Origin of the sequence: Curtobacterium sp. PhB115, assembly GCF_003752025.1 — a bacterium.
Lineage (GTDB): Bacteria > Actinomycetota > Actinomycetes > Actinomycetales > Microbacteriaceae > Curtobacterium.
Genome location: NZ_RJKR01000007.1, coordinates 283,771 through 295,540, shown reverse-complemented (window position 1 = coordinate 295,540; position 11,770 = coordinate 283,771). Strand labels below are relative to the sequence as shown.

The window sequence follows — 11,770 nt, the reverse complement described above, 5'->3', positions numbered from 1 at the left end:
CGGTCTCGTGGCGGTGTCGCTCCTGGTGCCGGCCGGTGCTCCGGACGCGTCCGCGGCGCCGATGTGGCCGGTCCCGCAGCCGTACCCCGTCACCACCGCCCCGGCGGAGTCGCTCGCCGACGTCCCGCCGGGCAGCCAGTACGTCGCCCTCGGTGACTCGTACTCCGCCGGGTACGGCCTCGGCGACCGGACACGCCTGCCCACGAGCGCATGCGTGCAGTCCGCGAGGGACTACCCGCACCGGCTGGCAGCGCAGTTCGGGCTCGACCTGACCGACGTCACGTGTGCAGGGGCCACCAGCGCGGACGTCACGACGGGGCACCAGTTCAAGGGGGTGCCGCCACAGATCGAGTCGCTCTCCGACGACACCCGACTCGTGACCCTGACGATCGGCGGGAACGACGCCGACCTGTTCGGCACGGCGGCGTCGTGCCTGGCGATCTCGGCGAACGGGCCGGTGTTCTCCGGTCGCGACGCGCCGTCGTGCGAGAGCACCCTCGTCACGGACGGCGACGACCAGCTCGCGGCGAAGATCCAGTCGCGGGTGGCGCTCGGGATCGCGGACACCCTCGCCGCGGTGAAGGCCGCCGCACCGAACGCCGTCGTGGTGTTCCTCGGGTACCCGGCGATCTTCCCGGACGCCGAGCACACCCCGGCGAAGGGCTGCTTCCGGTCGGCGCTCGACCTCGGCACGCTGGCCGGGTCGTTCCCGAAGGACACGTTCCCGTTCACGGACACCGACGTCGAGTACCTGCACGGGGTGCAGGAGGAGCTGAACGAGGTGTCCGCGTCGGCGGCGGACGCGGCCGGCGTCCGGTTCGTCGACGTCTTCGCGAGCACCGCCGACCACTCCGCCTGCGCTCCGACGAAGCGCTACGTCGCCGGCGTCACCCTCACCGGGACCGGGGACCTGCGCCGCATCGACCTCAAGGCCGGCGCGCTGCACCCGAACGAGCGGGGCGTCGCGTACCTGACCGCACGCATGGCGACCGCGATCCGCGGCCTCGCCGGCTGAGCCGCGGGCAGGTGCACGCGTCAGGCGGTCGCCGCGCGGGCGTCGGTGTGGGCAGCGGGCGGCACGACGCACACCGGAGACGCGGTCTCGCGCAGCACGTCGTGCAGCAACGAGCCCGACAGCGCCCGCACGTGTCCACGACCGAGCACCACGAGTGACGCCCGGCGGGTGTGCGACGCGATCGCGTGCCCCGGGTGCCCCTCGACGAGCAGGGGGCGGATCCGCACCGCCGGGAAGCGCGCGGTCAGCTCGTTCGTGACGCGCTGCAGGAGTCCGGCGTTCCTGGTCCGCCACCGCAACGGGTCCTCGGCGAAGTCGGTCAGCCCGGTGCGGGTCAGCACCGGCATCTCCCACGCCCGCAGGAGTGTCAGGCGCCGGTTCCGTCGGACCGCCTCGTCGACCGCGATCGTCACGGCTCGCTCGTCGATCGGCTCCTCGACGGCCAGTACCACGTCGCCGTCGATCGGGTGCGGCCCCTCGGGCACGATGACCGTCGGCACGGCGGCACGCTCCGCGACACGGGCCGGGTCCGCGCCCGCCGTCGAGCCGCGTCGGCTCCGGAAGGTCCCGATCACCAGCAGGTCGCCGCCGTCCGACTCCTCGACGAGCGCGGCGGCGAAGGGCCCCGCGTGCCGTCGGATCTCGACCGTCGTGCCGGGCATGGCCGTCCGGACCGACTCGGCGAGGTCGTCCGCGACGTGCGCCCGACCCTCCAGGGCCGGGTCCAGGCCGATGATCCGCACCCGGTCGATCCCGGTACCGGCCCGTGCGGCGATCCACCGCAGGGACTCGTCGTGCGGCTTCAGCGCATCCGCGGCCAGCGTGACCGTCGTCCACCGTTCGTCCATCCCGATCGACCTCCTCGTCGGGGTCCTCCGGGGGCGTCGACTGGCGCTCCGTGCCCTGCACGCTACTCCGGATGCGTCGAATGACCCAAGCGGTCGGCGACACCGCGACGTTACGGTGATCGTGCTCCAAACAGGTGGAGCAGACACTTTCTCGGAGGTTCAAGATGGCGTTCGTCACAACGAGCGATGGTGCGGAGATCTTCTACAAGGACTGGGGGCCCCGCGACGCGCAGCCCATCGTCTTCCACCACGGATGGCCCCTGTCCTCCGATGACTGGGACGCGCAGATGCTGTTCTTCCTGGCGAACGGCTACCGGGTGATCGCGCACGACCGCCGTGGACACGGACGGTCGTCGCAGATCGGGACCGGCCACGACATGGACCACTACGCCAGCGACACCGACGCGCTGGTGCAGCACCTCGACCTGCAGAACGCGATCCACATCGGGCACTCCACCGGTGGCGGCCAGGTCGCACGCTACGTCGCCCAGTACGGCGAGCCGCAGGGCCGCGTCGCGAAGGCCGTCCTGGTGTCGTCCGTGCCCCCGATCATGCTCAAGAGCGACGCCAACCCGGAGGGCACGCCGATCGAGGTGCTCGACGGGTTCCGGAGCGCCCTCGCGGCGAACCGTGCCGAGTTCTACCAGGCGGTCGCCGAGGGTCCGTTCTACGGGTTCAACCGGGCGGGTGCCGACGTGTCCGCCCCGGTCATCGCGAACTGGTGGCGCCAGGGGATGACGGGCAGCGCGCTGGCGCACTACGAGGGCATCAAGGCCTTCTCCGAGACCGACCAGACCGAGGACCTCAAGGCCATCTCGGTCCCGGTGCTCGTCACGCAGGGCGACGACGACCAGGTGGTGCCGTACAAGGCTGCCTCGATCAAGCAGGCCGAGCTCCTGCAGAACGCCACCCTCAAGATCTACGAGGGCTACCCGCACGGGATGCTGACGGTCCACGCGGACGTCATCAACCCCGACATCCTCGCCTTCCTGAAGCAGTAGGCGTCCACGGACCCGAGGGGCGTGCTCCGTGGTGGGGCGCGCCCCTCGTGCTGAGGAGTGACATGCAGACCGAGTTGCTGGAGCAGGCCGACCGTGTGCTCGCCGCGCTCCCCCCGGGGCGCCGCGAAGCCGTCCGGGAGATCGTCGTCGACGCCGTGCACCGCGGCGCGCTGACGGCCACGGGTCGGGCGTTCATCGCGAGGGTGTCGGGATCCACGTTCCTCGCGGACGTCCTCAGCGCGGCACTGGCCGAGCACGTCCAGGAGCAACGAGCGCTGGAGCAGGATCGCGTCGGATGACGCTAGGGGCGGTCGACGACTCCTGGTCCGATGGTCTCGACGCTCAACCGAGAGCGAAGGAGCAGACGATGACCGACCAACCCACCCCGCCGCACCACGAGACCCCCGCCGTCGGCGACCCCGACCTCCCGCAGGAAGGACTCGTCAACATCGCAGACGACCCGGCCGCGAACACGATGACGGGCCCGCAGAACCCGGCACTCGCAGCGCAGTTCCCGAGTCAACTGAACGCGCCGGCGACCGACATCAGCACCCAGGCCTTCTTCTGGTCGTCCTTCAACATCTCGCCCCGTCGGGTCCAGCGCGGCGGGTGGGCGCGGGAGCTGACCCAGTCCGACTTCGCGATCTCCGACGAGATCGCCGGCGTCAACATGTACCTCGAGCCGAGCGGCATCCGTGAGCTGCACTGGCACCAGACCGCGGAGTGGGCGCTGATGACCCGCGGAGGCTGCCGCGTCACGACGCTGAGCCGCGAAGGGCTGCCGAGCGTCGAGGACGTCTTCGAGGGAGACCTCTGGTTCTTCCCCGCCGGGCTCCCGCACTCGCTCCAGGGCCTCGGCCCGGACGGCGCCGAGTTCGTCCTCGCCTTCGACAGCGGCGAGCAGTCCGAGAGCAACACACTCCTGCTCACCGACTGGTTCGCCCACACCCCGCCGGACGTCCTCGCCAAGAACTTCGGCGTCGCGCAGGACGCCTTCGCGGACCTGCCGCTGCACGACCTCTGGATCTTCCCCGGCGAGGTCCCCGGCGACCTGGAGCAGGACCAGCTCGCAGCCGGCGTCGAGTGGGGCGGCACCGAACCCGTCATCTTCCGGATGGGCAAGACCGCCCCGCGGTTCGAGAACAGCGGCGGCAGCATCCGGATCGCGGACAGCACGAACTTCCCGGGCGCGAAGACCGTCGCCGCGGCGCTGACGGTCGTGGAGCCCGGGTCCATGCGTGAGCTGCACTGGCACCCGAACGCCGACGAGTGGCAGTACTACCTCAAGGGCCAGGGCCGCATGACCGTGTTCAACACCGGTCCCCACGCCAACACGATGGACTTCAAGGCCGGCGACGTCGGCGTCGTGAAGCGGAACCTCGGCCACTACGTGGAGAACACCGGCGACGAGCCGCTCATCTACGTCGAGACCTTCCGCAGCGACCACTACGAGGAGGTCTCCCTCGCGAACTGGCTCGCGCACCTGCCGCCGTCGCTGGTGTCGCAGCACCTGAACATCCCCGAGGAGGTCCTCGCGACCTTCCCGCGCGGATCCCAGGGGATCGTGCCACTGCGGGCGCCCCGCGAACGGTGACCCGGCTGGGAGGTGCGGGTCGTCGTCGAGGTGATCCGCGCCTCCAGGCTGGTCCCGCGTAGCGTCGACGACGTGGTGGTGAGCGCCGGACTGTTGCTCCACCGGACCGCGTCGACGGGACCGGAGGTCTTCGTCGCGCACATGGGCGGGCCGTTCTGGCGGAGCCGACCACGGGCCTGGACGATCCCGAAGGGGCTCGTCGAAGGAGCCGAGGAGCCGCTCGCGACCGCGGTGCGGGAGTTCGCCGAGGAGATCGGCGTCCCCGCACCGGTCACAGCGTCCGACGCTGTCGACCTGGGGGAGTTCCGGCAGGCCTCCGGCAAGCGCGTCCGGGTCTTCACCGCATCGGCACCGACGTTCGCCGTGGACGAGGTGCGGAGCAACACCGTCCAGCTGGAGCTGCCGCGCGGGTCGGGACGGTTCGTGGAGGTCCCGGAGGTCGACGACGCGCGGTGGGTGACGGTCGACGAAGCCCGCGGGCTGCTCGTCGCCGGGCAGGTCGCGGCGCTCGACGCACTGCTCGAGCGCCTCGCTCGTTCCGGGTGAGTCACGATGTGGTGACGGTGCGGACAGGCGCCGCGTCCTGTGGATAGCCTGCACGCGTGTCGGGGCACGCCGACGCCATCACAGGGGAGTACGCATGCGGCGCTGGCGCACGGTCACGGCAGGGCTCACCGCCCTCGCACTCGGAGCAGGGCTCGCGATCGGGGGCGCCACGAGCGCCTCGGCTGAGCCGGTCGGCAACTGGGGGACGTTCACCCTCAGCGGTGCGTCGAAGGCGTACACGGGGACGATGACGATGGCCGGGTTCCCGGACACGACGTTCACGTCGAACTCGCGGCAGTCGACCGTCATCAGTGGCGCGTCGACGTGGCAGTCCGCGGGGACGCCGGTTGGTCAGGCGGGGTTCGGCTCGAGCCGCGGCACGACCTACATGAACCAGCGACCGACCGCGGATAATGCGACGTCACCGTCGACGACCACCTACACGTTCGCGGAACCGACGCCAGGTGGGCGATCTTGGGCGTTTGTCCTCGGAGACATCGACGCGGATCAGGCGACCGTGACCGCAACTGACGTGAACGGGAACCCGATCAGCGCAGGCGCGATCGGATTCAACGGGGCCGCGGGCGGCAACACGGGATACAACTCCTGCTCGTCCGTCGCTGAGGGTGGCTGGCCGTGTGGCCGGGGCACGACCGACGACCCGACTCCGGGTAGCGACGTGCCGACCTGGACACCGAACACCGGCACCGCAGGAGGCGGCACCCTCATCGGAAACGCGTCGGCATCGGACACCGCGGGCGCGTCAGCGTGGTTCAGCCCGACCGCCTCACTCAAGACTTTGACGGTCACGTACCAGCAGCGCAGCGGATTCCCGGTCTACCAGACCTGGTTCGCCGTGAAGACCGCAACCATCAGTGGTGTCGCGACCCTAGACGGAACGGCAATCCCTGGGGCCACCGTCACGGCAACTGCACCGCGTGGGGTCGTCTACACCACAACTACCGACGCCGACGGGCGCTACAGCTTCCCGGCACTCCCGCAGATCAACGACTACGTCGTTCGCATAACCACTCCAGCCGGCGCTGTCGACCCTGACGGAACGGACGACGGCACGTCCATCGTCAGCGGGGTGTCTCTCAACCTCTCCACCACCGGTAACGATCGAACCGACGTCGACTTCGCGTTCACCTCGCCGCCAGAGACCACCTCGGTGATCGGGACGGTGACCGACGACGACGGCAATCCCGTGTCGAACGTCCCGGTCGTGATCACCGACCCGGACACCGGCGACACACTGGTCGACACCACGACCAACAGCGACGGGGTCTACACCGGCTCCGACCTTCCGGCCGATACCGACCTCGACGTGTCGATCGCCGCCGGGGAGCCGACGACGATCACCACCGGCGACGCCGACGCCGCTCCCGTGGAGCCGGAGCCGATCGTCGCTCCCGCTGCTGTGATCGCCACGGTGACCGGCGTCGTGACCCTCGACGGTGCGGCCGTGCCCGAGGGCCAGGTCGTCGACCTCCTCGACGAGACCGGAGCGGTCGTCGGTTCGACGACCACCGGCGCCGACGGCAGCTACGTCTTCGCCACGGTCGCCGGCACCTACACGGTCCGCACGGTCGTCCCCGCTCCGGGAGCCACCGGTGACACCGCGAACACCGGCGTCACCGCGGTCGCGGGCGACAGCGTCACCTCGGACCTGCCCTTCGAGTCGCCCGCCGTCCCCGCGGTCATCACGACCGACCAGCCAGGCACGGTCGTCGACACGAACGGTGACCCGGTCGCCGGTGTCGACGTCGTCGCGACCCCGACCGACCCGCAGGCCGGCGGACCCGTCACCGTCACCACCGACGAGGACGGCGCGTTCGACCTGACCGGCCTCGAGCCGACGACCGAGTACACGATCACGGTCGACGTCGACGGCGCGGAGGCGCAGCCGATCGTCACGCCCGAGGAAGGTGCGGCGACACCGCTGGCCTTCGTCGTCCCGGCAGCCGCGACCCCGACGCCCACGCCCACCCCGACGGCGACGCCCACTGCCACCTCGTCCCCGACGGCCGTCCCGACCCTGCCGGCGAACGGTGGGACGGGCAGCACACCGGGGAACGCCGCCGGTGACCCGGGCAACGGCGGGCCGCTGGCGTACACCGGTGCGGACCTCGGGCCGGGGCTCATCGCGGCCGGGGTGCTCGTGCTCCTCGGTGCGGCGCTGCTGACCTACCGCGCCGTGCGCAACCGCCGCCGGAGCCACCTGCAGGACTGACCCAGCGCGGACGAGGGGCGGGTCCGGCGCTGCCGGCCCGCCCCTCGTCCGTGCGGCCGGCGCCGCGCCGGCCCGCTCGGCTGTTTGCCGAAGTCGCACAACACGCCGCTCAGGTCCGCCGAGGTTGGACAACACGCGGCTCAGGTCCGCCGGGAATCGCCTTCGCGTGCCGCCGCCCGCCGGAGCCCGCCGCCGGGCCCACACGACACGCCGAGGCCCACCCGCCGAGGTCGCGCAACACGCCGCCGGCCGTCCACCGAGGTCGCACGAACTGACGCCCGACACGCGTCCGACCGACAGCTCGTGCCAGCCCGGCGCTACGCACGCGGCATGTCGTGACCACTCGCCCGAGACAGCCCGCGCCCGCCGCCGCCCGCCGGAGCCCGCCGCCGGGGCCGCACGACACGCCGAGGCCCATCCGCCGAGGTCGCACAACACGCCGCCGGCCGTCCGCCGAGGTCGCACGAACTGACGCCCGACACGCGTCAAACCGACAGTTCGTGCCACCCCGGCGCTACGCACGCGGCATGTCGTGACCACTCGCTACAGACCGCCCGCGCGTGCCGCCGCGTGCCGCCGCCCGCCGGAGCCCGCCGCCGGGCCCACACGACACGCCGAGGCCCACCCGCCGAGGTCGCACAACACGCCGCCGACCGTCCGCCGAGGGTGCACGAACTGCCGCCCGACAGGCGTCCAACCGACAGTTCGCGCCAACCCGGCGCCACGCACGCGGCATGTCGTGACCACTCGGCCGAGCCCGGCCCGCCCCACCGGCCCGGACGCCCGCGCAGCGGACCCCAGCCCCCGCCGCGCGCAGCCCCGCGCTACTGCGTCCGACGCGTCCGCACCGAACCCGTGACGACGCCGATCGACCCGGTCATCGTCTGGATCGCGCGGCCGACCACCGGCACCGAGGTCGTGACGACCGCGAGCGACGAGGTGATCGCCTCGATCGAGGACGTCGACAGGTGCTCCTGCGTGTGCGAGTGCACCGGGAACCCACGGCGCGCGAGCACCACGACCCCGAGGGACCCGATCAGGACCGCTGCGCCCGCGAACGGCAGGTACTGCAGCCCGACGACCCCGAGGACCTGGCCGCCGATGGCTGCACCGCCCGCGATGCCGATGTTCGACGCACCGTTGACCAGGGCGCCGGCGATGTCAGGGGAGACGCCTCCCGAACGGATCGCGGCCGCCATGAACAGCGTGCCGGTGGTGCCGTTGGCCGCCATCCAGACGCCGGCGACGACCATCGTCCCCATCAGGGAACCGTGCACGAACGGCATCACGGCGAAGGCGACGGCCATCACGGCCACGGCCGCCACGAGGGTCTGTCGGGGTGCCCGGTCGACGAACACGCCGGCGAGCCAGAGCCCGATGACCCCGGTGCCGCCGAGGACGAGCAGCGCACCGCTGACCAGCGAGGAGTCGAGTCCGGCGTCGATCGCGTACGGGCCGATGTAGGTGTAGACGACGTAGTGCCCGGCGAAGAGCAGCAGGTCGGCGATCACGACCGAGAGCAGGCCGGTCCGTGCCCATGCCTTCGGAGACCCGATGTGCGGAGAGGAAGCACCGCGGACGGCGGGCAGGAACGCGAGGGCGACGGCGGCGAGGACGGCGGCGGCGACACCCACCGAGAACACGGCGGGGCGCCAGCCGATGTGCTGCGCCACCCAGGTCGCCACGGGGACGCCGAGGACGAACCCGAGCGAGCTGCCCGAGTACACGAACGCGATCGCCCGGCCAGCCAGTCGCGGTGGCACGATCCGGGTGGCGTACGCCGAGGCGACCGAGAAGAACAGGGCGTGGGCGATGCCGCCGACCACCCGGCCCGCGCAGACGACGGCGAACGAGGGCGCGAAGGCGACCATCAGGTTCGAGACCGTGTAGCCGACGAGCGTCGACACCAGCACGGCCTTGCGGGGGAGCTTCGCGGTGAACGCGGTGAGCGGCAGCGCGAGGATCGCGACGGCCGCGGCGTACACGGTGACGACGATGCCCATGCTCGCCTCGGACACGCCGAGGTCTGCGCTCATGGTGCCGAGCAGGCCGACGGGCATGAGCTCGGTGGTGATCGCGAAGAACGTCGCGAGGCCGAGCACGGCGATGCCGACGATCGACTGGGTGGTGACGGTGATCGGCCGCGTCTGGGTCGACACGGCCGAGGTGGTGGTGTTGGTGGTCACGTGCTGACCTCCTCCGGGGCACGGTGGAGCGCGCGACGTTGCCGACGGTGTGACGACGGCTGACCGGGGGGTCTGCGGGGCGCGCTCGCGGATGTGGATGATGTGGGTACGACTCCACGGCGAGTGCGCTCTTCCAGTGTTGCACGATGATCCCGAGCCCGCGAGGGGGTCACACCGGATTCTCGGAGCGCTCCAACAATGCACAGCGAGCGCAGCCCCGGCGCTCAGTACTCGTTCGTCACCCGACCCTGCACCCCGCCACCCCGCAGGCTCATCGTCAGCGTCCCGCTCATCGACTGCGCCGACATCGACACCGAGCCGTGCAGCGCGGACTCCCGCGGGTAGCACGCCGTCGACGACTCGATCCGGTTCGCGGTCGCCACCAGGCAGATCGTCGACCGGTCCGTCCCGACCCCGGCCCACACCGCCCACGGCGTGTCGAACGAGCTGCCGTCGAGGGCACGGTTCGAGAAGATGAGCCGCGTCGAGTGCAGGCTGACCGGTGCCTCGACGGGCCCCGGAAGCTGGTCGGCGTAGGTCTGCGGTGCGTCGAGCAGCTGCTCGAGCGTCACCGTCCCCGCCGTCGGCGTGATGCTCGGTGCCGCGGCGACGTCGGGTCGTGTGGTGCCGACGACCGTGCCGGCCGCGAACGCCACACCGACCGCCGCGGCCGCCCCGAGCGCGATCCAGACGCGGGGCCGCGCGGTCCACAGCACGCTCCGCCAGCGCGCCCATCGCGCAGGTCCCGCCTGGAGGCCCGGCTCACCCCCGCCGTCCACCGTCGCCTCGTCGACGTGGTCGGCTCGTCCGTCCGCGTTCGCCACCCACGCACCGGCCTGCGCCGCCGGAACGGGGTCGGGAACCGGCGCGGTTCCGGGAGCAGGATCGGACTCCCGAACGGGAGCAGGATCGGACTCCCGAACGGGAGCCGGAGCGGACTCCCGAACGGGAGCCGGTTCGGACTCCGGTACGGGAACGGACCAGGAAGCCGCGGCGGGCTCCGGAGCCGGCCGCGCCGGGGACGGTGGCGGCGTGCTGACGGGTGTCGTGCCTCCAGGCCGGTCGCCGCTGTCCGCAGCCGGCATGGCGGACAGAACGGCCTTCCGCGCACCCGAGCGACGCCCGCGCGCGAGGTCCTGCAACGCGATCCGAGCGCGCGCCGCATCTGCGGGGCTCGACTCCGCTCCCCAGGCCACGGCTTCGAGCCGTGCCCGTTCCGCTGCCACGTCGTCGTGGACCATGCGCACCCCAGCTCTGCCGGTCGTGTTGGACGCCTTCCATCGTGGCACCGGGTGGCCGGCGGCGCGCACCCAGAACGAGGGGAGTAGGCGTGGTGCATGAGCACCGACCCCACGCAGCAGCACGACGCCGACCCCGAGACCCTCGAGCCGCTGAGCCACGACACCCAGTCCGGCGAGGCCGACTACGTCGCGACGAGCCCCGGCGGGTCGGGGACCGAGCGCCACGTCCCGACGGCTGACGAGGAGCAGGGCCGCGGCACGGAGTACGACCCGGTCGACCAGGGCCCGCAGCAGGAGGGCCAGGGCGGCTGACGCGACGCAGCGCCTAGTGCCTAGCGCCTTGCGCTAGCGGACCACCCGGCGCAGCACGGCACGTTCTGCGGCGGTCCACGCGGCGCTCGTCACGACGTAGAGCGCGGCGGCCAGCGGCGCGATCGCGGCGAACACCACGGTGGTGAACGGTGCGTACCGCGCGATGGCGGCCGTCGCGGCGGCACCGGGCACCGCGGTCGCCGGCTCCGGCGCGGGGACGGGGTTCCAGCGCAGGTTCGCCCGTCGGCTGAGTTCCACGACGACGGCGAGCACGACGAGCAGCACCACGACGACCCACGCGTGCGCCCACAGCGGCGAGGTCAGCGTGACGACCAGCGAGTGCCCGAGGGGGACCCCGACGAGGGTGGCGTCGAGCAGGGCGTTCGCCGTGCCACCGATGGACGCGTGCGTGAAGAGCGTGTACACGAGCGACAGCACCGGCGCCTGGGCGAGGACGGGCAGGCACCCGGCGAGCGGTGACACCTTCTCGTTCGTGTACAGCTGCTGGACGGCCCGCTGGAGCCGCTCGGAGTCCTTGCCGTGGCGCTTCCGGAGCTCGGCGATCCGCGGCGCGAGCCGGCGTCGATCCCGTTCCGCGCGGACCTGGAGCACCGAGAGCGGGACGAGCACCGCCCGGACTGCCAGGGTCAGCAGCACGACCGCGAGCGCGGCGGCGAAGGAGCCGGTGGCGGGGGAGAGCACCGTGGTGAGCGCCGCGATGAGGTCGGCGCCGCCGTGCAGCAGCGGGCCGACGAGGGGCAGGGTTGACAGGTCCATGACGTGTTCCGATCGGT

11 protein-coding genes are annotated in these 11,770 nt (G+C 72.1%); 7 read left to right on the top strand and 4 right to left on the bottom strand.

The window, feature by feature from the left end:
• Nucleotides 1-7: 7 nt before the first annotated feature.
• Nucleotides 8-1,015: an SGNH/GDSL hydrolase family protein gene (locus EDF19_RS10930; RefSeq protein WP_123680896.1), complete on the top strand. Its 1,008-nt coding sequence runs from the start codon at nt 8-10 to the stop codon at nt 1,013-1,015.
• 20 nt (nt 1,016-1,035) lie between these two features.
• Here EDF19_RS10930 and EDF19_RS10925 read toward each other — a convergent pair whose 3' ends face one another.
• On the bottom strand, nt 1,036-1,863 hold the full coding sequence (locus EDF19_RS10925; protein WP_123680895.1) for a universal stress protein: 828 nt from the start codon (nt 1,861-1,863) through the stop codon (nt 1,036-1,038).
• Between the two features lie 164 nt (nt 1,864-2,027).
• Here EDF19_RS10925 and EDF19_RS10920 point away from each other — a divergent pair, with 164 nt between their 5' ends.
• The 5 genes from EDF19_RS10920 (at nt 2,028) to EDF19_RS10900 (ending at nt 7,237) form a co-directional block, all read left to right on the top strand.
• A complete protein-coding gene (locus EDF19_RS10920) occupies nt 2,028-2,864 on the top strand; it encodes an alpha/beta fold hydrolase (RefSeq protein WP_123680894.1) in 837 nt (278 codons plus the stop codon).
• A 62-nt stretch (nt 2,865-2,926) separates the two neighbouring features.
• Complete coding sequence (locus EDF19_RS10915; protein ID WP_123680893.1) at nt 2,927-3,163, top strand: hypothetical protein; 237 nt, start codon at nt 2,927-2,929, stop codon at nt 3,161-3,163.
• Nucleotides 3,164-3,231: 68 nt separating this feature from the next.
• Complete coding sequence (locus EDF19_RS10910) at nt 3,232-4,458, top strand: cupin domain-containing protein (protein WP_221180648.1); 1,227 nt, start codon at nt 3,232-3,234, stop codon at nt 4,456-4,458.
• A gap of 72 nt (nt 4,459-4,530) precedes the next feature.
• Nucleotides 4,531-5,004 (top strand): NUDIX domain-containing protein, encoded by a 474-nt coding sequence (locus EDF19_RS10905; RefSeq protein ID WP_260217099.1) that lies wholly within the window; start codon nt 4,531-4,533, stop codon nt 5,002-5,004.
• Nucleotides 5,005-5,098: 94 nt separating this feature from the next.
• Complete coding sequence (locus EDF19_RS10900) at nt 5,099-7,237, top strand: collagen binding domain-containing protein (RefSeq protein ID WP_123680892.1); 2,139 nt, start codon at nt 5,099-5,101, stop codon at nt 7,235-7,237.
• Nucleotides 7,238-8,061: 824 nt separating this feature from the next.
• On the opposite strand, the gene EDF19_RS10895 is transcribed toward EDF19_RS10900, so the two are convergent.
• Nucleotides 8,062-9,423, bottom strand: a complete 1,362-nt coding sequence (locus tag EDF19_RS10895) for an MFS transporter (RefSeq protein ID WP_123680891.1) — start codon at nt 9,421-9,423, stop codon at nt 8,062-8,064.
• A gap of 224 nt (nt 9,424-9,647) precedes the next feature.
• Nucleotides 9,648-10,247: a hypothetical protein gene (locus tag EDF19_RS19140; protein ID WP_185022786.1), complete on the bottom strand. Its 600-nt coding sequence runs from the start codon at nt 10,245-10,247 to the stop codon at nt 9,648-9,650.
• A 513-nt stretch (nt 10,248-10,760) separates the two neighbouring features.
• On the opposite strand from EDF19_RS19140, the gene EDF19_RS10885 reads away from it, so the two are divergent.
• Complete coding sequence (locus EDF19_RS10885; protein WP_123680889.1) at nt 10,761-10,976, top strand: hypothetical protein; 216 nt, start codon at nt 10,761-10,763, stop codon at nt 10,974-10,976.
• Nucleotides 10,977-11,009: 33 nt separating this feature from the next.
• Here the strand turns inward: EDF19_RS10885 and EDF19_RS10880 are convergent, their stop codons facing one another.
• The gene (locus EDF19_RS10880; RefSeq protein WP_123680888.1) at nt 11,010-11,753 is read right to left on the bottom strand and encodes a membrane protein insertase YidC; all 744 of its coding nucleotides are present in this window, start codon (nt 11,751-11,753) and stop codon (nt 11,010-11,012) included.
• Nucleotides 11,754-11,770: the final 17 nt, after the last annotated feature.

Coding starts and splice junctions, on each gene's coding strand:
- EDF19_RS10880 (WP_123680888.1), bottom strand. CDS start 11,753: ATGGACCTGTCAACCCTGCCCCTCGTCGGCCCGCTGCTGCACGGCGGC.
- EDF19_RS10925 (WP_123680895.1), bottom strand. CDS start 1,863: ATGGACGAACGGTGGACGACGGTCACGCTGGCCGCGGATGCGCTGAAG.
- EDF19_RS10910 (WP_221180648.1), top strand. CDS start 3,232: ATGACCGACCAACCCACCCCGCCGCACCACGAGACCCCCGCCGTCGGC.
- EDF19_RS10885 (WP_123680889.1), top strand. CDS start 10,761: ATGAGCACCGACCCCACGCAGCAGCACGACGCCGACCCCGAGACCCTC.
- EDF19_RS10915 (WP_123680893.1), top strand. CDS start 2,927: ATGCAGACCGAGTTGCTGGAGCAGGCCGACCGTGTGCTCGCCGCGCTC.
- EDF19_RS10900 (WP_123680892.1), top strand. CDS start 5,099: ATGCGGCGCTGGCGCACGGTCACGGCAGGGCTCACCGCCCTCGCACTC.
- EDF19_RS10920 (WP_123680894.1), top strand. CDS start 2,028: ATGGCGTTCGTCACAACGAGCGATGGTGCGGAGATCTTCTACAAGGAC.